This is a genomic window from Archangium lansingense (genome assembly GCF_026626635.1).
Classification (GTDB): domain Bacteria; phylum Myxococcota; class Myxococcia; order Myxococcales; family Myxococcaceae; genus Archangium; species Archangium lansingense.
Genome location: NZ_JAPNKA010000001.1, coordinates 9,827,894 through 9,852,218, shown reverse-complemented (window position 1 = coordinate 9,852,218; position 24,325 = coordinate 9,827,894). Strand labels below are relative to the sequence as shown.

Genomic DNA, 24,325 nt, shown 5'->3' with positions numbered 1-24,325 from the left:
TGGGTCCCTCTCGCCGCGAGAGGGGCTCACTTGTTTTGAAACCAGCGGCATCCGTAGCTGGAGAATTCATGAGCAATCGATATTCCGGCCCCACGTCGTGGGCCTTCCTATTCCTATCCGGGCTGGTGGGCGGGTCCGCGCTGGCAGAGGCGCCCTCGAACCAGACCCAGTCTGTGGACACGTATTACGGGGCGTTCTCCACCTCGGAGCCGATCGCCGTCCCGGCCTTCCATGGACTGGAGCCCTCGCTGAGGCTCACCTACAGCTCGACGGGCGGCAGCGGTGTCGCGGGAGCGGGTTGGAGTCTGGAGGGCTTCTCCACCATCGTCCGGGCCAGCCCCGGCAAGGGCACGCCGCGCTATGACGGAGCGGACCTGTTCGTGCTGGACGGGCAGGAGCTGGTGGCATGCACGGCGGGCAGTCCGAGCCCGAGCTGCACCACGGGAGGCACGCACGCCACCCGTATCGAGAGCTACCAGCGAATCAAATACGACGCCGCGGCCAACACCTGGACGGCGTGGAACAAGGATGGAACGCGCAGAAGCTATGCGCCGCTCTTCCAGACCTCGCACGGCACCTACCGCTGGGGCATGAGCAGCGTGACGGACACGTCCGGCAACACCGCCAGCTATGGCTGGTGGTGCGACGGCAGCCCGGCCCTGGACTGCTACCCGGACAGTGTCAGCTACAACGGCACGGTGGTGCGCCTGTACCGCGAGGCGCGGCCGGATGTCTCCACCTTCGCCAATGGCTCCAGCACGCTGGGCACCACGCGCTATCGGCTCAAGTCGGTGGACGTGGTGACGGGCGGCAGCCGCGTGCGAGCCTACAAGCTCTCGTACACGGCCAACGCGTCCACTGGGTTGTCGCTGCTGGCGAACGTGCAGCAGTTTGGCCGTGACGCGACGCTCGATGGCACCGGTACGGTGACGGGCGGTAGCGCGTGGCCGGCCTCTTCCTTCTCCTATGACTCCGCCGGGCTCGGGCTTGCTTCGGCGGCGCTTCCTCCCTCCGGAATGTGGTCTCGCCTGTGGGATGGGGCCTCGGCGGGATGGCCGTCGGGTGGTCCGAGCGACGGAGGCGTGCGGTACGGCGATTTCGACGGCGATGGTCGCCAGGACGCCCTGTGGATGATGTGGGAGTGCAAGGGGTGGTTCGGCAGCGGATGCGAGGCCCACCGAGAGCTGTGGCTCAACAAGGTGACGGGCTGGGTGGCCGGCGCGCTGCCCCCCACCGGTGGCTACTTCGCGCTCAACGATGGCTCGTCCCTCGTGGATGGCGGGCTCCGGGTGGCGGATGTCAACGGAGACGGCAAGTCGGACCTGCTGTGGTCACTGTGGGAGTGCACCGGTTGGTACGGCGAGGGCTGTCAGGCGCACCGCGAGACGTGGCTGTCGACGGGCAGCGGCTGGGTGGCGGGTGCGGCGCCGCCGGGTGGTGGCTACTTCGCGCTGAACGACAGTGCCAGCCAGGGTGATGGGGGGCTGCAACTCGCGGACGTCAACGGCGACGGCAAGTCGGATCTGGTGTGGTCGCTGTGGGAGTGCAATGGCTGGTATGGCGCTGGCTGCCAGGGACACCGCGAGACGTGGCTGTCGACGGGCAACGGCTGGGTGGCGGGCGCGGCGCCGCCGGGCGGCGGCTACTTCGCGATGAATGATGGGGCGGGCCGGATGGATGGAGGCCTGAGGCTCGCGGACATCAACGGAGATGGGAAGGCGGACCTGCTGTGGTCGCTATGGGAGTGCGTTGGTTGGTACGGCGCAGGCTGCCAGGCGCACCGCGAGACGTGGCTGTCGACGGGCAGCGGCTGGGTGGCGGGCGCGGCTCCGGCGGGCGGTGGCTACTTCGCGATGAACGACGGGGCGGGAATGATGGACGGAGGCCTGCGGCTCGCGGACACCAACGGAGACGGGAAGACGGACCTGGTGTGGTCGCTGTGGGAGTGCAACGGCTGGTACGGCGAGGGTTGCCAGGGACACCGCGAGACGTGGCTGTCGACGGGCAATGGTTGGGCGGTGGGCCCGGCCCCGGCGGGTGGTGGCTATTTCGTGATGAGCGATGGGGCGGGCAAGGGGGATGGAGGCCTGCGGCTCTCGGACGTCAATGGTGACGGCAGGTCGGACCTGGTGTGGTCGCTGTGGGAGTGCAACGGCTGGTATGGCGAGGGCTGCCAGGCGCACCGCGAGACGTGGCTGTCGACGGGGAATGGCTGGGCGGCGGGCGTGGCGCCTGGGACCGGTGGCTACTTCGCCCAGTGGGATGGTGAGGGAAAGGGCTCGGCAGGGCTCGAGCTCGTGGACCTGGACGGTGACGGCGGCGAGGATCTGCTGTGGCAACTCTGGGAGTGCGCGAGCTGGTTTGGCGCTGGCTGTCAGGGACACAAGGAGGCCGTGCGGTACACGGCCGGGCGCAACCTCTTGATCTCGATGGCCAACGGCTTGGGAGGGACAACGACGGTGGCGTACACCCCGTCCTCGGCCTGGTCCAACACATACCTGCCCGTGGGAGCGGTGCTGCAGACGGTCTCGTCTCTGAATAACTGCGACGGGCGGGGCAACTGCTCTCAGACGCGCTACCAGTACCAGGGAGGGCTGTGGTCGAGCAGCGAGAGGAGATTCCTGGGGTTCCGCAAGGTGACGTCGGTGCTGGACGCGGCGGGAAACTACACGGAGACGTACTACCACCAGCACGTGGGGTGCATCAGCAAGCCGGAGGTCACCTACTACCGGAGCGCTTCGGGAGGACTCTTCAAGTACTCCACGTTTGGGTATTCGGAGAGCGCATCGGCGCCCTTCACGTCATTGATGACGGAGCGGTGGGAGTATGAGTGCAACCTGTCGGCGTCGTGCCGCAGGACGCTGCTGCAGATTGGGTATGACCAGTACGGCAACGGCTACCTGACGTACGAGCACGGGGACTACGACGTCGCGGGAGACGAGCGGACCTCATTGAGAGGGCTCTATCCCAACACGGGAGCGTACGTGGTGGGGCTGCATGCGTATGAAAACATCTACGCGGGGATTGGGACGGGAGGGACGCTGCTGAAGCAGACGCTGAGCGAGTACGACGGAAACGGGACGTACGCGGCGGCGCCGACGAAGGGGAGGCTGACGAGGCAGAGGGCGTGGAACAACCAGACGGGAGGGTATGTCAACCGGAGCTTCGGGTACGACGCGTGGGGAAACCTGACGTCGGAGACGGACGAGCGTGGCTACACCCGGACGATGGAGTACGACGCCACGTACCACGTGCAGGAGGCGAGGCGGTGCAACGCGTTGGGCCAGTGCTCGACGAAGACGTGGGATGCGGCACAGGGACTGGTGAAGTCGCAGACGGACATCAACGGCAACGTCACCACGTACACGCACGATGCGCTGGGGAGGCCGGTAAAGACGCAGCTGCCGGACGGGAGCACGGAGGCGTTCGCGTACCTGGACTGGGGAAACCCCGGAGCGCAGAGGATTCGGCGCACGGTGTCGGACGGGACGGGGGACGGGCTGTGGATGGAGGTGTACGAGGACGGGCTGGGGAGACAGTACAGGACGGTGAAGGAGGGGGGCTACGCCCAGGAGACGCTCTACAGCGACGGCTCCACGAGGGTGTGGAAGAAGTCAGCGCAGTACGGCCCGGGAGAGACGCCGCGCTACCAGGTGTTCTCATTCGACGGACTGGGGCGGCTGCGAACCATTACCAACCCGGACGGGACCCTGGGCCAGAGGGTGTATGGCAATGGGTACGTCACCAGCTACGACGAGCTGAACCGGGAGAAGGTGGTGTGGACGGATGCCTACGGGCAGACGACACAGGTGCGAGAGAAGAACGGGAGCACGTACCAATACACGACGTACAAGTACGACTTGCTGGGCAACCTGGTGAGGGTGACGGACGCTGCGGGCAATGCCACGACGGTGAGCTGGGACTCGCTGGGACGAAAGCTGGCGGGGTGTGACCCGGACACAGGGTGCAGCAGCTACACGTATGACGACGCGGGCCACATCCTCACGTACCGGGATGCCAAGGGGCAGGTGAGCAGCTTCACGTATGACGTGCTGGGGCGGCGGCTCACCAAGACGCTGGCGGATGGGAAGCAGGTGCGGTGGACGTACGACGAGGCGGGACACGGGGCAGGGAAGGGGACGCTGACGAGCGTGGTGGAGCCGTCGGGCAGTGAGTCGCGCAACTACGACAGCGCTGGGCGAGTGACGTCGCTGACGAAGTGCGTGACGGGTGTTTGCTACACCAGCAGTCAGAGCTACGACGTGGCAGGCCGCTTGGCCCGGGTGACGTACCCGGACGGGGAGGCGGTGACGTATGGCTATGACACGGCGGGCCGGCTCGGCAGCGTGAGTGGCTATGTCAACGGCTTCACGTACAACGGACGTGGCCAGTTGTTGTCAGCCGCCTACGCCAACGGCACCACGGCGCGCTTCACGTACGCGGACGCGAGGCAGTGGATGACGGAGGCGTCGGTGACGGGCCCCTCCGGCACGCTGTACCAGGCCGGTTATGGCTACGACGCGGGAGGACGGGTGACGAGCATGTCCTCGGCCACCAACTCGTTGTCCAACCTGGGTTATGGGTATGACGCCCTCAACCGCCTTACGAGCGTGACGGGCAACCAGTCACAGGCCTTCAGCTACGACGCGCTGGGCAACATCACCTGGAACTCGCAGGTGGGGAACTACCAGTACGCGGATGGGACGCACCGGCACGCGGCGACGGTGGCGGGAGGAAACACGTACACGTACGACGCCAACGGGCACCTGGTGTCCGGAGGAGGGAGGACGCTGACGTGGGACGCGGACAACCGGTTGGCGAGTGTCACCACAGCCAGTGGCACCACCGCCTTCGCCTATGACGCCACGGGACAGCGAGTGGTGAAGAGTGGCCCCTCGGGCGTGACGCGCTACTTCGGAGCGCTGGTGGAGTTGGGGTCGAAGGGACTCACCAAACACTACTATGCGGGCCCGTTGCTGGTGGCCAAGCGCGACGCAACCGGCCCCACTTGGTACCACCAGGACCACCTGGGCTCGGTGCGTGCCCTCACCAACCAGGCCGGGCAGAAGGTGGCCAGCTACGACTACTCGGCGTTTGGCGCGACGCTGGCCTCCAACTCCTCGGTGGCCAACAGCCGGGGCTACGGCGGACACGAATCGGACGAGACGGGCCTCGTGTACATGAATGCCCGCTACTACGACCCGCAGTTGGGTCGCTTCATCTCGCCGGACGCGCTGGTGCCGTCCTCGGGGAACCCGCAGGCGCTCAACCGTTACGCGTACGTGTACAACAACCCCATCTCCAACACGGACCCGACGGGACACGTGCCGGTGGTGGCGGCGATTGCCACGGCTGTGAGCGTGGGAGTGGCCACCAGCTTCACCGGAGCCGCCTTCGTCATCTCCGTGGTGGGAGCGGCTACGGTCACCGCCGGCTACGTGCTCAAGGACCCGATGTTGATGAGCATTGGCGGAGTGCTGCTGGGGGCCTCGTCTGCGTATGTGTTTGGAGCGGGATTCCTCGCCGACAAGTTCACAGCACAGGCGGCGTGGGTAGGAGGCTCGGTATCCGCGCTCACCTCACCCGTCAGTCCGTTGGACCCGCAGCTCAAGCAAGCCATTGGTCTGGCCTACACGGCGCAGAGTCTCTTCCATGAGTTCAAACACATGGACGAGAACATCCGGACGGGGGCGGACCAGATGAGGGAGAGGCTGACGGAGCAGGACAGGGCGACAATCCTGGCGCAGAAGCAGGGGAAGCTGGACGGCCTGACGGATGCGAACCGAGCGCTGAGGGACAACCCGAGCGCCTGGAAGCCGTGGCAGAGGCAGTACGGAGAGGCGATGGAGCGCATGACGCAGGGTGCTCTCTCCGCGGGAGAGGCCATTGCGCTCAACCCGAGCGGAGGACTGGTGGGGCCGGGAGACGGGTGGATGACGCAGGCGTTGGAAGTCACCACCGGGTGGATTCCGGGAGTGAAGGCCCACGGCGTGCTGCATGACGCGGCGGGCTTCCTGGCTGGAAAGGATGGCTTCGGGGTGGGCCCCGGGTACCTGTACCTGGGCCACAACTTCTTCGGCATGTCGAAGACGTTGCCCATCGCCGGCCAGGTGGAAGGCATTGCCGGCACTGGCGGCAACTCTGTCTCCGCCATCTTCCCTCGTCTGTTCTGAGAGGGGAGCCGTATCCCGGAGGGCCCCCACCACTTCAGGGTGGGGGCTCTTCACCCGGGCGTGTTTCCGGTTGCGCTCAGCGTGAGACGAACCGCCCGGTGACGCCCTTCGGGAGGACCACGCCGAAGAAGAACCCTTCCTCGAAGGGTTCCGTCGAGTCGACGTGGACCTTCGTGCGAGCGGCGATCGTCGCGAGCGCCGTCTGCAGGAACACCATGGAGAACGCGGCTCCCACGCACTCGCGCGGGCCCCGTCCGAACGGGAAGAAGTGACCGCTGCCGAGCGGGTCGCGCGCCACTCCGCCGTCCAGCCATCGGGAGGGATCGAAGGTATCCGGGTGGGTCCAGTGGCTGGGATCCCGATGCAGGTGCTGGTTCGAGATCATGAGCGTCGTGCCCGCGGGCAGGGTGACGCCGGCGAGCTTCACGTCGTTGGTCGGCGTGCGCGTGAAGATGCGGACCGCGGGAAGGATCCGCAGCGACTCGTACGCGACGGCCTCGATCCAGTGCGCGTTGCGCAGCCGCTCGAAGGTCAGCTTCTCCCGGGCCAGCTCGGCGGCCTCGGCCGCGAGACGCTGCTCGGCCTCGGGGTGCTTCTGGAGCTGGTGGTACGCGCCGACCAGGGTGGTGCTCGACGAGAAGACGCCGCCGAAAAAGACATGTCCGAGGACGTGCGCGAGCACCTCGTCGTTGATGCCGGGCACCTCGCGCAGCGTCCTCGACAGCAGGTCGGCCGCGTCCGGGTTGGGGGCCTGTCGCGCCTTGCGGACCCGCTCGGCGAAGTGCCCGTAGAAGCGCTCCCGGGCGGCCTCGAAGCCCTTGGGCGGCGAGACGAACCTCAAGGGCAGCTTCGCCTGGATTCGATTGTCAGCGCCCTTCGCGAGCAGCATCCAGTCTTCGAACACGGAATCCGGGAGCGTCTCGCCAACCGAGGCGACCGCGAAGGCGTCGAACGTCATCCGGCGCAGCACGGGAGTGAGCTCGATGGGCGCGCCGTCGAGGGACTCCACGGACCGGGCGACCGCCGCCTGCATCGGGCCCACCTGGGCGGCCAGCCAGTCCCCGAACCACGGCTGCTCGAAGGGATCTGCCCGGCGCTTGGCGGCCCAGTCCTCGCTCTGCTTCGCGATGAAGAGCGCGTGGTGCGTCGTGGAGGGCTTGATCTCCTCACTGACCGAGCCCTTCTCGAACTCCATCCGGCGCGAGACGAGCACCTGCTCGATGAGGTCGGGGTCGTTGAGCACCAACGCCGGATTGCCCAGCATCCAGATCAGGGTGACGCCCCCATACTCGCGTCCGTACCGCGCGCAGACGTCCCAGGCGGGGAGGCCCTCGAGGAAATCCCCGGCGGTGCCGAGGATGCCCGGTTGCGGCCCGGGGAGGCTCGCCAGCGCCTTGCGCCTGGCCCCAAAGAACAGGTTGAACACGCTTCGAGACAACAGGTTCGGCACGAGAGAGCTCCTCGGGAATTCCGGTGTGGCGCAGCCACGGGATGAGCAGGTGGATCAGACAGTGATTCCGCAGGGAATCCTGTCGGGTTGCAGGACGGTGTAGGGCACCTCGCTCTTCGCGTTGCGGGCCTTCACCGCGTCGAGCTGGGTGCGCAACCTCTCCTGGAACCGCTGCTGGAGCGCGGCCAGCCCGGGCTCCTTGAAGTACTCCTCGCGCCACCCGCCCTCGTGGAGCAGGTACTCCTCGTCATCGCCGAAGCTGGCGAGCGCCCGTCCGATGGCGACCTGCCACATCGTCTGGGATTTGGTGGGGATCATCTCGACGATGTCGTCAGGGCCGAGCACTCCCTTCTTCCTGGGCGGCTCCCTGCGCATGCACAGCGGCGCGTTCGGCACGAAGGCGTAGTGCTCGTACTGGAGGTAGTTCACCGCGGCGTGCTGGACGCTGCCCGAGAAGATGACGGTGGTGAGGATGTCCACGAGATCCGCGACGCGCGTCAGTTGCGTGCAGGGCAGCTTGTCGGCGGGCAGTCCCCGCTCGGTGAGGTCGGCCCACCACGCCTGCATCTCGGCGTCAGCCACGAGATCAGCGTCGGACTTGTAGAAGTGACCGAGCACGCCGCCGACGTACTCCTCGATGGCATCCCACAGCGGCAGCGCGTCATCCCGGTAGGGGTAGTAGGGAAGGATCGCCGGGTCGAGGACGCCGCGGCGCTCGAAGTCCAGTCGGGGCTTGTTGTCCGCCAGCTTCCAGCGGAGGTAGCCCTTCTGGCCCAGCTTGATGTGACCCTGGTCGGGGCCGCCGGTGGCGATGAAATCGTCGAACACGCCGCCCTTGTCGAGCAGGCCCTTGCGCGCCCCATCGTTGATGGCGAGGGTGTACCGGAAGTGGCGGCGCAGCAGCTTGTAGACGGGGTGCGGATCCGGGAGGTTGCGCATCGTCGCCATGACGAACGGCTCCACCACGAAGTGCGTCCGGATCGCGTGCGTGACCATCTGGTGGGTGTTGCCCTCGCTGCAGCGCAGGTAGATCTTCGCGGCGAGCCAGTCGTACTCGGAGTCATTCGGGGTGAACACCGGAGCCTGCGCGGGGTCGCGGCCGAGCTGGATCGCAATCGGCCGGAGCTGGCGGGTGTCGTCGAGGTACAGGAGGCCCCGGGCCGCGGGCGCCCAGCGCCGCTCCTCGACGCCCTCCTCGTCGACCTTCCGGAACATCGGGATGTCTTCGAGGATCTCGAAGTCGAGCAGGAAGACCCGCTTCGCCGCGAGCGTCTGGGCCAGCGAGCTGCCCGGCGAGAGGAGTCCGCGGACGTCTCCGTCCGTGAGCGGCATCCCGTCCGGCAGGGCGGTGATGAGCTTGATGTGGACCGGGTTGACTCCCTGGACGGCCTGGCGCGCGAACTCGTAGTCGTCCTGCCAGCGCTGGGCGAGCTTGGGGATCTCCAAGTGCTTGAAGAGGTTGAGGGTGTCCACCAGCCCATTCCAGGCGTTGGTCAGCACGGGCATGTGCAGCTTGAGCGTGGTGATCGTCTTGGCGATGACGGCCGTGTAGCTTCCTTCCGTCAGGCCCCGGTAGAGCTCGTCCTTCGGGAGCGGCTGCTGCTCGCTGATGTCGAGCGTGCCGGGCAGGCCGGCGGTCGCCTCGGCGGGGCGCCAGGGGTACATCTGCCGGCGGTTCTCGAGCTGCGCGCGGCGGGCGAGCATCTCCCGTTCGTGCTGCACGTGCTGCGGGAGCCGCGCCGTGCCCACGAGGACCTCGGCCGTCGAGTTGCTCAGGACCCAGCGGAAGTGGGGGAAGTACCAGCTCTTCTCCCCGGAGGTGATCTCGGCGGAATCGAGGAGCCAGTCGGCCGTGAGGCCCTTGGTATTGGTGAAGCGGAGCGCGAGCAGCTCGCCGAGCTCCTGGGTCACGAGCTCGAAGGTGTCCACCGACCCGGCCTCGAAGTCGTTGTGGAAGCGCTTGTCCAGCTTGTGCTGCTCGCTCTCACCGTGCGTGCCGATCAGGACGACGCTGATCTCACCATCCGTTCCCGCTCCGAGCCGGTCGCTCGTGCGGATCGTGATCTTGTACTCGACGCTCATTGAATCCTCTGTGCTGAATGCTTCCTACCGTAGGACGGCTGATCGGCATGCGACAAGCCAGCCGCTCGCCGCAACTCCGTGGCAGGATCCTCTCAATTTCGAAGAATCACCGCCTGGTTCCGGAGCGTCTCCGCTCTTTGGTACCTTGCCCGTGGCATGAGCGCCACCCCCCCTTGCACCTTCAGTGACAGCGGTTTCGAGGCGCTCTGCCGGGAGCTGGGGAGATGCGTACCACGCTGCGCCGCTTGATGTCGGCCATGGGCCTCGCTGCTCGGGATGCCGAGCCAGAGCTTCTCGAGCCCGCGGAGCTGGCCAGGTGGTACTCGAGTCTAGGCCCCGACGAGCGCGCCGCCGTCAGCCGCGAGCTGGCCTCGCGTGTTCGTGCGCCCCGGGCCAGGCGCGACCCCGCAACGCTGCCCGCCGTCGCCACCGGACGGCTCATCTTCGAGCAGGACGGTCCTCAGGGCCCCATTCCGCTGCACCACCTCAAGGTCGAGCTATGGGATCGGGATCCGGGTGCTCCGGACGACTTCCTGGGCGAGGGCTTCACGGACAGTGATGGGTCCTTCACCATCCGCTACGATCCCGCCGACGCGGGTGTGGGAGATCTGCCGGACCTGGAGCTTCGCTTCTTCGAGCCCCAGCACACCTTTCGCAAGGACGGGCGGGTGGTGGAGTCCTGGCGGCGCATTGGCTCGCAACGTGGCCCCGACGATCACGGCGGGCTGCACTACGACTTCGGCACCCTCCGGCTGCCCTACTGGGAATACGATCCGTCAACGCCCTTGGCGCGGTTGCTTGTCACCGAGGAGGGCACCCCGCCAACGGCCTACGCCCCGGGGCGTTCCATGGCGATGCTGAAGGCGGTGGCGCCCATCGAGCTCGTCAAGCGCCGGCATCTGCTGCAGATCCGTCTCGGTCAGGCCCCCAGCGTGGCCTCGGTGCAGGCCGACTACCCCGAGACGATGACCGTCCGCATGGAGCGGGAGTCACCGGGCTCCTCCCGCAGCGATGCCTTCTTTGGCGAGCGGCTGCTCAACGGCATGTTCGCGACGGTCATGGATCGAGATCCCGAAGTGCCTGGCGATGCCACGGCCTTCCGGCTCTATTTCCCCTGGAACGCCTACGAGCAGGATGGCCTTCGCTGTCTGCCCGATGTCGACGTGCGGCTGCGGCTGGTGGATGGCCGGATACTGCCTGTGCGCATCATCCTGGGGCTGCGGGAGCCGGGAGCGATGGCGCCCGGCTCGCCGGTCACACGCCGGACCTTCACGCCGGCGGATGGCGCCCTTTGGGAGGCCGCCAAGCGCATGGCTCGGGTGAGTGCGACGCTGGACACCGAGCTGGGCAATCACCTCGGGCAGTGCCACCTCAACGTTGAGCAGTACTCCATCGCCGCGCACCGCAACCTGCGGCGCAACCCTCTCCGCTGGTTGCTCCTGCCTCACCTGCGAGAAGTGGTGCTGATCAATCACTCGGCCAGCAGCTTCCTGGTCGGACCGAATGGCTACATCACCCGCGCCAGTGCGTTGACCGAGCGGAGTGTGGAAACGCGGCTACAGCACCTGATGGGCAGCTACGACTGGAAGGGCTTCGCGCCCGCGGCGCCTGTGTGCGAGGCGCATCGCTACGCTCATGCTGCGCAGCTGTTCTGGAAGCTGCTCGGGGAGCACGTGGACGCCTTCTTCGCCGAGCATGGCAGCGCGGTGGAGGCCGAATGGCGGGAGGTGCGGCGCTTCTCGGACGAGCTCGTGGCCCACTCGGCACCGGCCTTCGTGTGCCGCTATCTGCGGGCGCGGGTGGCGGGAAAGGAGGCTCCATGGTTCGTGCGCTCCGAGCGCATGGAGCTGGACGCGAAGGTCGCCGAGCCGCCCCCTCGGGCCGTCAGTGCGGTGACTCATACGGACGTGCCCCAGCCCGGCGAGTTGGACGCGCTCAAGCAGCTCTGCCGTTACGTCATCTTCTTCGCGACCTTCCGGCACGCCTGGGCCAACAACCTTCAGTGGGAAGACGCTGGCGAGGTCCTGTACTCGAGCCTGGGGCTGCGCTGGGGGAAGGGTGGGGTGCTGGTGGCTGAGGACGACCCAGACGTTGCCCCACCGCCGGACGAGGCCACGGAGATGCTGTGGATCTCCTGGATGCTGTCCAAGACCAACTACGGCTTCATCCTGAACAACGAAGAGGACGACTTGCATCCGCGGCTCGTGGAGCTGCTCCGCGCTCGTGCCGCCGAGTTCGCCGCGCTGGGCCTGGACGTCAGGACGATCAGCTCCCGCATCAACATCTGAGCGGTCTCCATCACTGGTGTGAGCGCTGGCGTGGCCGTCACATGACGCGCTGCATGGTAATCCGGGTTTGCAAATACTCCTCTCGTGGACACCCGCTCAGTCCTGGAGATGCGTGTCATGCTCTCAGTCCGTCACACGGCTTTTGCGCTCTTGATGGCGCTCGTCTTCGTCCCCGGTGTCCCGGCGCACGCGCACACCGCCATCGTCAAGGTCGACGGCCGGTGGCAACTCCAGGTGGACGGGAAGCCCTACGTGGTCCGCGGCGTCACCTTCAGCGGAAGCAGCAGCTCCGCGGCCTACGAACAGGACTGCGCGCGCCTGTCCTCCCTCGGCGTGAATACGCTTCGCACCTGGGGAACTGGGACCGAGACGCGGGCGTTGCTCGACGCCGCGCACAAGCACGGGCTGAAGGTTCTCGTCGGACTCTGGCTTCGCCAGGGGCGTCCTGGTGCCGAGAGTGACGACTCCTTTGATTACATCCGCGACACCCGGGGCATGAAGAAGCAGCTGGCGGATACGCTCGCCCAGGTTCGCTACTTCAAGGACCACCCCGCGGTGCTCGCCTGGGGCATCGGCAACGAGGTGCTGCTCAACTCGCCCAATGACGCGGCAAAGGAAGCCTACGCGCGATTTCTGGAGCAGGTCGTCAAGGAAGTGAAGAAGCTCGATGCCAGCCACCCCGTCCTCTCCGTCGATGCGTGGACCTTTGGCGTGCCGTGGTGGGAGAAGTACACGCCGTCTCTCGATGCCTACGGCATCAATGTCTACGGCGGTGGCATCCACGTGCTTCCTGGCGAGCTCGCGAAGGCCGGCGTGGTCAAGCCGTGGCTCATCACCGAGTTCGGTCCGCAGGGAGAGTGGGACGCCCCCAAGGACACGAACGGTGTCCCGCGCGAGCCGGCGGACACGGAGAAATACGCCACCATCGTCGATGGGTGGCGGAATGCCCTCACTCCTCACCTCCAGGAGGGACGCTGCCTGGGGCTGTTCGTCTTCAACTACAGCGCGTCGTTCGACCACACCGGGCTCTGGCTTGGCATGTTGTCGGGCAGCTCGACCCGGCCTGCGTGGCATGCGGTGCGCGAGGCCTATACCGGTCAGAAGCCCGCTACGCCGCTGCCCACCGTGGCCCACCTCACCGTGGGCTCCGTGAAGCAGGAGGCGTCCGGTACCTGGGCCGAGGTCCAAGTAGAGGCGAAGGACGCGGCGGGAACACCGCTCGAGGTCTCCTTCGCCTACAACTTCCGTGGTGCTCCCACGCGCCACGAGCGTGACGAGGTGGTGCGGCTCCAGGCCCGTCCCAGCCCCACGTCCGGCTCCTGGCTCGTACGCATGCCCTCCGTGAAGGGCTCCATCAAGCTCTACGCGCTCGCGAAGGACAGTGCAGGCAACCTCGTGGCCGCGACCACCTCCGTCGCCCTGCCGCTCACCCGATAGAGGCCGTCCCGTCGGCTCTGGCCTCGGGTACCGACTACCCGGCGACCGAATTGTTGGCGAAATTAGGTCGGTTGACCTATATTTTCCCCATGAGCTCTCGGGAATCCATTGTGAAGGACACCTTGCGGTACGACCCCGAAGGGGCCGTGGTGCTCGCTGGAGGGTATGGAGTCGTCGGCGGTGAGGTGGCTCGGATGCTTCAGGCCCGTCATCCCTCGCTGCCAAAGGTGCTGGCCGGGCGTACTCCGTCTCGGGGCGAAGCCCTGGCGGCGGAGGTGGGAGCGTCACTCCAGGTGATGGACCTCGCGGGCTCGGCCCCGCTCGACTTCTCCGCACGTGCCGTCGTCGCGCTGGTGAACGATTCCTCGGACCGCCTGCTGCGTGCATGCCTTCGGGCAGGCATTCCCTTCGTGGACATCACCCGCTGGACGGTGCGCGTACAGCAGGCGCTGGCGCTGGTGGCGGTGGAGCCACCCCGAGCCCCTGTCGTCTTCGCCTCCGGGTGGATGGCGGGCGTCGTCTCGCTCGTGGGCGCGGCGCTCGCGCGGGAGTTGGGGGGCGCCTCGGCCGTCGAGACCTCGATTCTCTATGACCTGGCCGACCGAGCGGGTGAGGACTCAATCGAGTTCATGGACCGCATGCACGTCCCCTTCGAAGTGACGGAGGAGGGGGCGCGCCGGGTGGTGGAGCCACTGACCGAAGCGCGCCGGGTTGAGTTCGCGGGCCGGTACCGCCGGGTGGTTCGGCTCGACACGCCCGAGCAACTCACGCTCCCCCTGGTGCTCGGTGCGAGGACGGTCTCCACACGCATCGGCTTCACGGACGAGTCGGCCACGCTCTCGCTCCAGGCCGCCCAGGGGTTGGGCCTCTTCCACCTGCTTCGAGGGGACCGTTTCCGAGGCCTGCGCCGCGCCTTGTTGCATGGCTCCGGCAAGGGGGGGCAGGCCGTGGTCCGTATCGATGTCTCCACCGGCGGAGCGTCGCGCACGGCCATGCTGGTGGATGCACGAGGGCAGGCTCACTTGACCGCGGCCGGTGCCACCCTGGCGCTGGAGCGTGCACTCGGGCTGGATGGAGATGCTCCTCCTCGGGGGGTCGCTTTCCCGGAGCAGGCCCCATCTCCTGGGCGGGTGCTTGCCGCATTGCGCTCCCTTGGGGTGGAGCTCGTGGTCCAGACTGGCGCGGACGCGACGAGGCGGGCGGCGTGAGCACGCGCGGCGCCTCCAGCAAGGGGCAGGAGCGGCGCGAGGCCGTCCTCGATGCGGCGGAACGGCTGCTCGTAGACGAGGGGCACGGGGCCCTCACGATGCGTGGGGTGGCCCAGCGGGCCGGCATCCGGCTGGGCAACCTGCAGTACTACTTTCCCACCAGCGAGGAGCTGGTGCAGGCCCTGCTCGCGCGTGTCTTGGAACGGGCGACGGCACGGCTCGAGGAGCGGATGGGGCTGGCGGGCAATCCAGCCGAGGCGCTCGACGCGGCGTTGGACTCCTTGTTGGAGGATCAGCTGAACCCCGATAGCTACCGGCTCTTCTACGACCTGTGGGCACTGGCGGCGCGGGAGCCCGCCATTGCCGCGGAGCTTCGGGCCTTCTACGCGCGCTACGTCGACAGGACAGAGGAGCTGCTGGTCAATGCAGCTCCGGGGTTGCCCCGCGCGGAGGCACGCGTGCGAGCGGAGCTCCTGGTGGCGCTGCTGGAGGGGCTCTCGCTCTTCCGGTCCGGAACGGTGGGGGCGCCCGATAAACGGGTGGAAGCCGGGCTGCGGCGGATGGTGTCCGGCCTCATCGCGGGAAGCGTGTCAGCTCAGCCCAGGAGATGATCGCCGAGCAGATAGCCGACAGTCATTGCCAGCACCAGCAGCGAGCCTTGCAGTTTCGGCGGTGCGGGCAAGGGGATGTCGAGCAGGCGGCAGCCGGCACCGATAGCCAACGCCAGGACAGGACCGACCATGAGCTCCATCATGTGCGCGTCTCCTTGGTATCACCGCTGGGCCCGCCGCAGTTGTTGCGGTGATGCGCAGGGTGCGTCGCGATGTAGTGGTCGGCCAGCAGGTAGCCGCTCGTCATGGCGACAACGAGTGAAGCGCCCACCAGCATGGGCGGCGCGGGGACCGGAATGCCCAGCCAGCGGCAACCCAAGCCGATGGCGAGACCGAGCAGCAGCCCAATACAGAGTTTCCAGCTCAAGGGGCGTTCTCCAGCGCGACGAAGTGAGCGCTTGATGGTGTGGCACTGACGAAGTGGCGCACGGACGGCGGTTGCGCGTCGCGGTGCAGGGCGCGAAGCCTGTCCTGCAAGTGTTTCTCCTCCTGGGTGACACGCTCATGCTGGCGGAGGTGCTCTAGCCAGGAATCGACGAGGAAATATTCGAGAAAGCGACCTGGTTGCGCCGCGTCTTCCATCACACCCCACTGCACCGCACCGTCGCGCCGACGGGTGCCCCCGAGCAGGTGGAGGTGATGCAAGAACTCTTCGCGATCCGCCGACTCGATGAGGTATTCCACCGTTACGAGCACCGGACCACGGGCATGGTCAACCTTCTCGGCCACGGCTGGCTGCGGCCAATGTGCGGACGGGCTGGTATCTCGCGCCATGGCCACGCTCAGACGGAAACGCAGCGAGAAGATACCCGCGAGCACCGCCCCCACCGCCGCCGCCGTCAATGCGAACGCGGTGCCGGCGTGCTGCGCGAGCGTACCCCAGATCAGGCTGCCACCCGCCATGCCCGCTGAGAAGACCACGATGTAGAGCGACAGTGCCCGGGCGCGTACCCAGGCGGGTACCGAGACATGCGCGGCTGTTTGCATCGATGACAGCACGGTGATCCACGACATGCCGTTGGCCAGCATCGCCACGCAGAGGAGCCGCAGGTCGCGGATGCCCGCCAGGGCCAGCATGGTGAGGGCGTAGAGCAAGGTCGCGGCTGGCACCAGCTTGTCGGCATCAAACCGTTTGCGGAGCTTCGGCAAGGCGATGGCGCCACCGATAGCTCCCGCACCGATGAACCCCAGCAACATTCCATAGGTGCCCGCTCCGGCGGAGAGCTGCTGTCGAACCACGATCGCCAGCTGCGCGGGTAGGGCACTGGCGAACACGAAGAAGCAGGCCGACTTGATCAGCACCGACCGGAACTCGCTGGCTTGCACCGCATAGCGCAGCCCCGCGCGAAGTGCGCCGCCGAAAGACTCGGTGGGCAGGGTCGAGACGGACTTCGCCGGCTGCCACCGCCACAGGACGAACACCAAGCCCAGGAAAGACAGCGCATTCAGGGAGAACGCCCAGGCCGCGCCGAATCGCGCCACGACCAGTCCGCCCAGGGCGGGGCCGATGGAGCGCGCGATATTCATACCGATGGAGCTCAAGGCCACTGCCGGTGCCAGTATCGGGCGCGGGACCAGGTCCGCGGTGGTCGCGGCCTGTGCCGGCATCGCCATCGCCGCGCCCGTGCCGAGCGCGAACGTCAGACACAGCAGTGACCAGGCCTCGAGCCGGCCGGCATGGGCCTGCAGGGCGACCGCCGTGGCCACGAAGAGCATCCACAGCTGCACTCCGAGGAGGTATCGCCGGCGGTCAACGATGTCTGCCAGCGTGCCGGCAACGAACGCGAACGCCACGACTGGCAGCGTCGTCGCGGACTGCACTGCCGCGACCATGAGCGGTGAGCCCGTCCGCTCCGACATGAACCAGGAGGCGGCGACATCCTGGACCCAGGTGCCGATGTTGCTGGCCAGAACCGCCAGCCATAGCGCGCGGAACTCGGAATGGCGAAGCGGCGCCCATGCGCCAACCGCTGGAGCAGGGGGTTCGGCCGGGGTCACGTTCGCGTCAGAAGGCATAGCACAAGCATCCCAATGCACCCCAGAAGTCGCGCAGCCCGCCGCTCGGCGTGGGGTGGTGTGCGGCGTGATCCTTGCCGTGGCCATGCACCGCACACGAGGTTCCGTGTGAGTGTGAATGCCGTTGCGCTCGAGCGAACATGGCACGGGCCTGTGCCTGAGTACCACCCTGGTAGCCACCGAACCGGTTCACCGGTGACCAGTCCGGCATGGGCTTGGGCAACGTGGGGGCGAGCGGGCCGAAGTCACCACTGCCGTGCACGACCTTGCCGCCCACCACGGTCAGCACGCTGGTGATGTCCTTGATGGCTTCTTCCGGCACGCGGAGGAAGTCCGAGGACAGCAGTGCGAAATCGGCATATTGGCCAACCTTCAGGAGGCCCTTGCGATCCTGCTCATGGGAGAACCACGCGCTGCCGTGCGTGTACAGGCGCAGCGCTTCTTCCCGTTCCAGCCGGTTGTCGTCGCCATACATCGCCAGCCCGCCCACGGTGCGGCCGGTGACCAGCCAGTACAACGCCACCCACGGGTTGTAACTGGCTACGCGCGTGGCATCGGTGCCGGCGCCGACTGGCACGCCCATGTCCAGCATCTTGCGCACCGGCGGTGTGCTCCGGGTCGCCGCGCTGCCGTAGCGCTCCGCGAAGTACTCGCCCTGGTACGCCATGCGATGCTGGATGGCGATACCGCCCCGCAGGGCGCGCACGCGTTCGATATTGCGGTCGGAGATGGTCTCGGCGTGGTCGATGAACCAGTGCAGTCCGTCGAAGGGCACCTCGCGGTTCACCTTCTCGTAGACATCGAGCACGCGGCTGATGCTCTCGTTGTAGGTGGCATGGATGCGGAACGGCCAGCGGCGTTGCGCCAGCAGGCGAACCACGTCTTCCAGCTCGCCCTCCATGCCCTGCGGCAGCTCCGGGCGCGGTTCCCGAAAATCCTCGAAGTCCGCCGCCGAGAAGACCAGCATCTCGCCAGCGCCGTTGTGGCGCAGCATGCCGTCTCCCTGGAGCGGCTTCAGCATCCTCGACCACCTGTCGAAGTCCGCGAGCTCGCCGCCCTTCTTCTGGGTAAACAGGTTGTAGGCGATGCGTACCGTCAGCTCGCCGTCGGCATGCAGCTTCTGGATGATTTCGTAGTCTTCCGGGTAGTTCTGAAAGCCTCCGCCGGCATCGATCACCGAAGTGATGCCCAGCCGGTTCAGCTCGCGCATGAAATGGCGGGTGGAGTTGAGCTGGAATTCCGGCGGCAGCTTCGGTCCCATCGCCAACGTCGCGTATAGAATCAGCGCATTGGGTTTGGCCAGCAGCAGGCCGGTGGGGTTGCCGGCGTGGTCTCGCTCGAGTCGCCCACCGAGCGGCTCAGGACTGTCCTTGGTGTAGCCGACAGCGCGCAATGCGGCGCGGTTGAGCAGTGCCCGGTCGTACAGGTGCAGGATGAAGACCGGGGTCTCCGGCGCGGCCTCGTTGAGCTCCTGCAGCGTTGGAAGCCGCTTCTCGGCGAACTGGTGCTCACTGAAGCCGCCCACTACGCGCACCCACTGTGGCGCCGGTGTCCGTGCCACCTGCTCCTTGAGCATCGCCATCGCGTCGGCCAGCGTGCGCACGCCGTCCCAACGCAGCTCCATGTTGTAGTTCAGGCCACCGCGGAGCAGATGGAGGTGGCTGTCATTGAGGCCAGGGATAAGACGCCGGCCTCCGGCATCGATGATCCGAGTCCCAGCGGTGGCATGTGCCATCACCGTGGCCTCGTCGCCGATTGCCAGCAGGTTACCGCCGGCGACGGCCAGCGCCGTCGCCGATGGGTTGTCCCGGTCCAGAGTGGTGATCCGGGCGTTTCTGACGATCATGTCGGCCATCGGTATAATCCTTCTCATTCCGGCGACTCGAGCCGGAGTCAATCGTTATCGCCTACGACATCCGATGGCCGCATGGCCATCAGTGACCGCCTTCGGACGCGCTGAACATCGTCTTGGCGTACTGAATGCCGATTCCGTAGCCGCCGCCGTGGATCTTGGCGATGCCGGTGGTCAGGCCATACGTGGCCTCACGCGCCCAGTCGCGCTGCAGCTCGAGCAGGTACTGCAAGCTGGTCATCGGAGCCGCACCGGCCTGGACCATGCGCTGCACCGCACGCTCATGCGCCTCGTCGGTCACATCGCCGCAGGCATCGGTGATGACGAACGTCTTGAAGCCCTGGTCGATCGCAGACAGAACGGGGCCGACGATGCACACGCCGGTCCACAGGCCCGCGAACACCAGCCGCTCCTTCTCGAACGCGTTGATCTGGGCGATCACCTGCTTGTCTTCCCAGGCATTCATGGAGGTACGGTCGTAGACCTTCGCGCCAGGAAACGCCTCGGTGATCTCCGGGAACAGCGGCCCCGAGAAGCTCTTCTCCGCGACCGTGGTCAGCAGGGTCGGCACGCGGAAGCCGGCGGCGCCCTTGGAGATCAGCGCGGTGTTGTTGCGCAGCGTCGCGATGTCGATCGAATGCGTCGCGAAGGTCATCTGCGACTGGTGGTCGATCAGGATCAGGGCATGGTCCGTAGGCGACAGAAGGCCCTTTCCGGGCGTAGGAGTGGCTTTGGGCGACATGGAGTTGTTCCTCTTTGGGTTGGGGGTTGTCCCGCTCTTGCAAAGCCAGACTAGAGCGTCAGGACTTGATGGAAAACACCCGAAAGCGCATGTAAAGACTCCCCCAAAAGAGGGATGGAGCACTCACTGGCCGCTACTCATCCACGCGGGTCTTCTTGCGTGGCGGCACGGTGACAACGCGTCTTCCGAACAACCGCGCGTCCAGCGAGTGAGCTCCAGGGCCGAGGAGCGCCAGTGCACCTGCGGCGAGAAGCTTGATACCCGCTTCAGGAAGCGTCGCGCCGCCCATGACCATGAAGTCGTAGAAAGAGAACAGGCAGCTCACGATCGCGAGGAGAGGTGTCAGGACTCCGAGGCAGAGTCCAATGGCCGGGAGCGCGCGCATGGCATGCATCAGCGGTCCGCCGGATGGTTGGAGCAGCAGCGGCAGGGCAACCGACAGGCGCAGCAGCAGCAGTCCGGCCCCGGGGCCACCTTCGGGAAACATGGAGAAGAGGCGTTGCACCGGCCTACATTACCCCCCTGGTGCAGCGAGATTATATCTGGGATAAGGGAGCTGGGCCTCCCTATTTCGGGGGATTCCAAAGATGCCGATGGCGGCTATCCAGTGTCCGTTCGCTGGTCTAGCCCAACGGGACGAAGCCGATGTTTCCACGACGAAGCGCGATGTTCCCGGGTGGAGGGCGCTGAGCGATGAGCTCCACGAACTCGCCCATTCGCATCCTGATTGTTGACGACCATCCGCTGCTGCGTGAAGGGCTCAGCAGCCTGATCGCCGGACAGTCGGATATGATGCTGGTCGCCGAGGCGGAGAATGGAGAGCAGGCCCTACAATCCTTCCGCAACCATCTGCCAGACATCACGCTGATGGACGTGCAGATGCCCACGATGAATGGCATCGATGCGATCACCGCGATCCGCGCCGAGTTCCCCGCTGCGAGAATCATCGTCCTGACGACCTACAAGGGCGACACGCAGGCGTTGCGCGCCATCAAGGCTGGTGCATCCGGATATTTGCTCAAGAGCATGTTGCGCAAGGAGTTGGTGGAAACCATCCGCAGCGTGCATGCGGGACGTCGCCGCATCGCCGCGGATATCGCCACCGAGATGGCCGAGCACGTGGCGGACGACGAATTGACGGCGCGAGAATGTGACGTCCTGCGCCTCGTTGCCAGCGGCAACGCCAACAAGGAAGTCGCCGCCCGGATGGGCATCTCCGAGGAGACGGTCAAGACGCACATGAAGAACGTCCTGACCAAGCTCGGCGCCAGGGACAGGACGCATGCGGTGGTTGTTGCGGTGAAGCGGGGAATCATCGATATCTGAGCGTGGATGCGCAGCGGTAGCGGCTCGTAGCCGTTGAGGTAGGACACCGATGGTGGTGACGAGGAGCAGGGGACCCGTCAGGGTCTGGCATCAGGCGCTGTTCCTCGGGCTCGTTGCGGTGCTTTCCTCCTTCGCGAGCACGGCGCAGGCGTTCAGTCAGGACCGGCGCCTCACGCAGTTCCACCACACCCGGTGGACGATCAAGGAAGGCGCTCCCGGCCAGATCTCCGCGATTGCTCAGACGGAAGATGGGTATCTGTGGCTCACCGCAGCCGCTTCTTTGTACCGGTTCGATGGCGTCCGCTTCGAGCGGTTCGAGCTGCCCTCGGGCGAGCCCCTCCCCTCCATCCGGGCCTTGTACGCCGCGCCCGGCGGTGGACTGTGGCTGGGCTTCTCGTTCGGGGGCGTCGCGCTCCTGAAAGAGGGACGTGTCACCCGGTATGGCAAAGCCGAGGGCGCACCGGTCAGGACGGTTTCCTCCTTCGCCATGGACCGGGACGGCAACCTCTGGGCCTCCGAAGTGGCTGGAGGCGTGTTCCGTCTGTCCGGCACGCGCTGGGAAAAGGCCGGAGCCTCCTGGGGGTATCCGGACGGGCCGGCCCGGTTTCTCTTCGTGGACCGGGACGGCGTGCTGTGGGTCGCCACCGACAAGACCCTGCTGTATCTGCCGCGCGGCGCGCGCAGGTTCGTTCCTACGGGCGCCAGCGTCGGGTGGACACTCCAGCTCAGGCAGGCGCCGGATGGAAGAATCTGGATGTCTGAGTCGGGAGGCGGCGTGCGGCCGATTCCGGTGCCTGGCCATGGTCAGGCGGACTCTTCACCGAGCCTGCATGTGGAGTCGGCGGGCATGCGGTTCGCCCGCGACGGGAGCCTGTGGATCACCACCCTGGGTGATGGGATCCGCCGCATCGCCCATCCCGATCGCTTGCCGGCCGGCGACGCGGCGGCGGTGAGCGGGGCGGTGGAGTCGTTCACCGAGAAGGACGGCCTGAGCGGAGATTATGCGTGGCCGGTGCTCGAGGATCGCGAGGGCAACTTCTGGGTGGGCACCAGCGGCGGGCTCGATCGCTTCCGCGCCAGTTCGATGGTGCTGGCGGAGTTCCCGCGCGGTTCGCACGACTTCGCCCTGGTCGCGGGGGCTGGCGGCGAGGTCTGGGCGGGTACCACCAATCGCCGGCTGATGCGCTTGCGCGACGGCGAGGTCTCGTTCGAGCAGCTCGATTCCCCGGTCCGCTCCGCTTACCGGGATGAAGAGGGAGGGGTCTGGCTGGGCGCGGACAACGGTCTGTGGCGGCTGGAGGACGGTCGTCTGAGTCATGTCACCCCGCTGCCGCCGGATTCGTTGATGCAGGTACAGGCCATGACTCGCGATCGTCGTGGGACTCTCTGGGTGTCCCCGGCGGCTCACACGCTGATGCAGTGGAAGGATGGTCGTTGGACCTCGGTGAAGGAGTGGCTGGGACTGGCGGACGACGAGCGCATCCACACCGCGATGACCGATGGTCGCGGGAGGGTATGGCTGGGTCATCATCGGGGCATCATCACGCGGGTCGACGGCGACGAGATCCGGCGGTTCACCGAGGACGACGGGCTCAAGCTGGGGGTGATCACCGCCCTGGCGGATGGCCGCCAGTATGTGTGGGTCGGCGGCCAGTTCGGACTGGCCTTCCATGATGGCGAGCGGGTTCGTCCACTCGTCGCCGACGGTGATGAGTCGTTCCGCAACGTGAGCGGCATCATCGAGCGCCCTGATGGCAGCCTGTGGGTGCATGCGGTGCCGGGGGTCTTTCACATCCCGGCGGAGGAGGTCCGGCGCGCGGTGAGCGATCCCAGCCATCGCGTGCGCTACGAGTTGTTCGACTTCCTTGACGGGCTCCCCGCCAGGCCAACGCTGATGCGCCCGTTGCCCACGGCTGTCGCGGGAGGCGACGGGCGCCTGTGGTTCGCCACCAGCAACGGTGTGGTCTGGATTGATCCCGAGCGGATCGTCCGCAATTCGTTGCCTCCGCCGGTGTCCATCCTCTCCGTGAAGGCCGATGGCCGCCGGTATGCGCCGGTGTCGGGCGTGATGCTGCCGATCCATCCCGTGAACCTGGAGATCGGCTACACCGCGCTCAGCCTGTCCATTCCCGAGCGCGTACGCTTCCGCTACCGGTTGGAAGGTGTGGACGAGCACTGGCAGGACGTTGGTACGCGGCGCACCGCCTATTACGGCAACCTGGCGCCGGGGCGGTACCGCTTCCAGGTGATCGCTTCGAACAACGATGGTGTGTGGAACGAGCGCGGCGCGAGCCTCGAGCTCGTCGTTCCGCCCGCGTTCCACCAGACCTGGTGGTTCCGCACGCTCTGCGTGGCGGCCGGACTGCTGCTGCTCTGGCTGCTGTATCTGCTGCGCCTGCGCCAACTGACCGCGAAGATGCGTGGCCTTCTGGAGGCGCGGCACGCGGAGCGCGAGCGTATCGCCCGGGAACTGCACGACACCTTGCTGCAGAGCGTGCAGGGGCTGGTGCTCCGGTTGCAGGCCGTTGCCGAGCAGCTTCCCTCGCACGAGCCGGCGCGGCAGGCGATGGAGAAGGCCCTGGACCGCGCGGACCAGGTCCTGGCCGAGGGCCGCGACCGGGTGATGGAGCTGCGCTCGTCCGCCCACGATGGCCGCGACCTGTTGGGCGCGCTCGTGCAGGTCGGGGAAGAGTTGGCGGAGGACATGCCGGTGTCGTTCCGTCTGGTCGTGGAAGGGGTGCCGCAAGAGTTGGACGCGGCCGTGCAGGTGGAGATCTTCTTGATCGGCCGAGAGGCCTTGCTCAATGCGTTCCAGCACGCCGGGGGCACGGCCGTGGAAGCGGAGCTCCGCTACGACTCCGACGAGTTGCGGGTGCGGATCCGGGACGACGGCGCGGGCGTGGCCCCGGAGATTCTCGAAATGGGCGGCCGTCCGGGGCACTGGGGCCTCGCGGGGATGCACGAGCGTGCAGCGAGGATCGGGGCCACCCTGCAAGTGTGGAGTCGGCCTGATGCCGGCACGGAAGTGGAATTGAAGATCCCGGCCGCGAGCATCTACCGGCGGAGACCGAAAACGACCTGGTGGAGCGGGCTGAAGGAGGCCGCCCGCATGGGGCGAGGGCGATGAGCCTGTCGGGCCG

Annotated in this window: 15 protein-coding genes; 7 read left to right on the top strand and 8 right to left on the bottom strand. The window is 66.8% G+C overall.

All coding sequences use genetic code 11. The features are described from left to right. Nucleotides 1–68: 68 nt before the first annotated feature. A complete protein-coding gene (locus OV287_RS39155) occupies nucleotides 69–6,173 on the top strand; it encodes a toxin TcdB middle/N-terminal domain-containing protein (protein WP_267539145.1) in 6,105 nt (2,034 codons plus the stop codon). A gap of 76 nt (nucleotides 6,174–6,249) precedes the next feature. Here the strand turns inward: OV287_RS39155 and OV287_RS39150 are convergent, their stop codons facing one another. Together OV287_RS39150 and OV287_RS39145 are read right to left on the bottom strand one after the other, a co-directional pair. Further along, the gene (locus OV287_RS39150) at nucleotides 6,250–7,623 is read right to left on the bottom strand and encodes a cytochrome P450 (RefSeq protein WP_267539144.1); all 1,374 of its coding nucleotides are present in this window, start codon (nucleotides 7,621–7,623) and stop codon (nucleotides 6,250–6,252) included. A gap of 54 nt (nucleotides 7,624–7,677) precedes the next feature. Beyond that, entirely contained in the window at nucleotides 7,678–9,705 is a 2,028-nt protein-coding gene (locus OV287_RS39145; RefSeq protein WP_267539143.1) for a lipoxygenase family protein, read from the bottom strand. 224 nt (nucleotides 9,706–9,929) lie between these two features. Here OV287_RS39145 and OV287_RS39140 point away from each other — a divergent pair, with 224 nt between their 5' ends. From OV287_RS39140 to OV287_RS39125, 4 genes are all read left to right on the top strand, one after another. Then, nucleotides 9,930–11,993 (top strand): lipoxygenase family protein, encoded by a 2,064-nt coding sequence (locus OV287_RS39140; protein WP_267539142.1) that lies wholly within the window; start codon nucleotides 9,930–9,932, stop codon nucleotides 11,991–11,993. 117 nt (nucleotides 11,994–12,110) lie between these two features. Beyond that, nucleotides 12,111–13,430 carry a glycoside hydrolase family 2 TIM barrel-domain containing protein gene (locus OV287_RS39135; RefSeq protein ID WP_267539141.1) on the top strand — a complete coding sequence of 440 codons (1,320 nt, stop codon included), beginning with the start codon at nucleotides 12,111–12,113 and terminating at the stop codon, nucleotides 13,428–13,430. A 110-nt stretch (nucleotides 13,431–13,540) separates the two neighbouring features. Next, nucleotides 13,541–14,638 carry a saccharopine dehydrogenase family protein gene (locus OV287_RS39130; RefSeq protein ID WP_267539140.1) on the top strand — a complete coding sequence of 366 codons (1,098 nt, stop codon included), beginning with the start codon at nucleotides 13,541–13,543 and terminating at the stop codon, nucleotides 14,636–14,638. After that, nucleotides 14,635–15,249 (top strand): TetR/AcrR family transcriptional regulator, encoded by a 615-nt coding sequence (locus OV287_RS39125; protein WP_267539139.1) that lies wholly within the window; start codon nucleotides 14,635–14,637, stop codon nucleotides 15,247–15,249. The genes OV287_RS39130 and OV287_RS39125 overlap by 4 nt, the downstream gene beginning before the upstream one ends. Here OV287_RS39125 and OV287_RS39120 read toward each other — a convergent pair. The 6 genes from OV287_RS39120 to OV287_RS39095 all read right to left on the bottom strand — a co-directional run bounded on the left by OV287_RS39120 (nucleotide 15,234) and on the right by OV287_RS39095 (nucleotide 20,346). Continuing rightward, nucleotides 15,234–15,392, bottom strand: a complete 159-nt coding sequence (locus OV287_RS39120; RefSeq protein ID WP_267539138.1) for a DUF1427 family protein — start codon at nucleotides 15,390–15,392, stop codon at nucleotides 15,234–15,236. The two genes, OV287_RS39125 and OV287_RS39120, sit on opposite strands and share 16 nt — an antisense overlap. Further along, nucleotides 15,389–15,616, bottom strand: a complete 228-nt coding sequence (locus OV287_RS39115; RefSeq protein WP_267539137.1) for a DUF1427 family protein — start codon at nucleotides 15,614–15,616, stop codon at nucleotides 15,389–15,391. Before OV287_RS39115 ends, OV287_RS39120 begins: the two co-directional genes overlap by 4 nt. Continuing rightward, nucleotides 15,613–17,265, bottom strand: a complete 1,653-nt coding sequence (locus tag OV287_RS39110; protein WP_267539136.1) for an MFS transporter — start codon at nucleotides 17,263–17,265, stop codon at nucleotides 15,613–15,615. Before OV287_RS39110 ends, OV287_RS39115 begins: the two co-directional genes overlap by 4 nt. Next, the gene (locus OV287_RS39105; RefSeq protein WP_267539135.1) at nucleotides 17,255–19,120 is read right to left on the bottom strand and encodes an amidohydrolase; all 1,866 of its coding nucleotides are present in this window, start codon (nucleotides 19,118–19,120) and stop codon (nucleotides 17,255–17,257) included. Before OV287_RS39105 ends, OV287_RS39110 begins: the two co-directional genes overlap by 11 nt. Nucleotides 19,121–19,199: 79 nt before the next feature. Continuing rightward, the gene (locus OV287_RS39100) at nucleotides 19,200–19,859 is read right to left on the bottom strand and encodes a hydrolase (RefSeq protein ID WP_267539134.1); all 660 of its coding nucleotides are present in this window, start codon (nucleotides 19,857–19,859) and stop codon (nucleotides 19,200–19,202) included. A gap of 133 nt (nucleotides 19,860–19,992) precedes the next feature. Further along, nucleotides 19,993–20,346, bottom strand: a complete 354-nt coding sequence (locus OV287_RS39095) for a hypothetical protein (protein WP_267539133.1) — start codon at nucleotides 20,344–20,346, stop codon at nucleotides 19,993–19,995. A gap of 206 nt (nucleotides 20,347–20,552) precedes the next feature. Between OV287_RS39095 and OV287_RS39090 the strand changes: the two genes are divergently transcribed. Beyond that, entirely contained in the window at nucleotides 20,553–21,185 is a 633-nt protein-coding gene (locus OV287_RS39090) for a response regulator (RefSeq protein WP_267539132.1), read from the top strand. Nucleotides 21,186–21,240: 55 nt separating this feature from the next. Then, nucleotides 21,241–24,312: a sensor histidine kinase gene (locus OV287_RS39085; RefSeq protein WP_267539131.1), complete on the top strand. Its 3,072-nt coding sequence runs from the start codon at nucleotides 21,241–21,243 to the stop codon at nucleotides 24,310–24,312. Nucleotides 24,313–24,325: the final 13 nt, after the last annotated feature.

What these genes read in the sequence shown, in the direction of transcription:
- OV287_RS39155 (WP_267539145.1), top strand. Translation starts at nt 69, where the DNA reads ATGAGCAATCGATATTCCGGCCCCACGTCGTGGGCCTTCCTATTCCTA.
- OV287_RS39145 (WP_267539143.1), bottom strand. Translation starts at nt 9,705, where the DNA reads ATGAGCGTCGAGTACAAGATCACGATCCGCACGAGCGACCGGCTCGGA.
- OV287_RS39140 (WP_267539142.1), top strand. Translation starts at nt 9,930, where the DNA reads ATGCGTACCACGCTGCGCCGCTTGATGTCGGCCATGGGCCTCGCTGCT.
- OV287_RS39135 (WP_267539141.1), top strand. Translation starts at nt 12,111, where the DNA reads ATGCTCTCAGTCCGTCACACGGCTTTTGCGCTCTTGATGGCGCTCGTC.
- OV287_RS39120 (WP_267539138.1), bottom strand. Translation starts at nt 15,392, where the DNA reads ATGATGGAGCTCATGGTCGGTCCTGTCCTGGCGTTGGCTATCGGTGCC.
- OV287_RS39110 (WP_267539136.1), bottom strand. Translation starts at nt 17,265, where the DNA reads ATGCCTTCTGACGCGAACGTGACCCCGGCCGAACCCCCTGCTCCAGCG.
- OV287_RS39105 (WP_267539135.1), bottom strand. Translation starts at nt 19,120, where the DNA reads ATGGCCGACATGATCGTCAGAAACGCCCGGATCACCACTCTGGACCGG.
- OV287_RS39100 (WP_267539134.1), bottom strand. Translation starts at nt 19,859, where the DNA reads ATGTCGCCCAAAGCCACTCCTACGCCCGGAAAGGGCCTTCTGTCGCCT.
- OV287_RS39095 (WP_267539133.1), bottom strand. Translation starts at nt 20,346, where the DNA reads ATGTTTCCCGAAGGTGGCCCCGGGGCCGGACTGCTGCTGCTGCGCCTG.
- OV287_RS39090 (WP_267539132.1), top strand. Translation starts at nt 20,553, where the DNA reads ATGAGCTCCACGAACTCGCCCATTCGCATCCTGATTGTTGACGACCAT.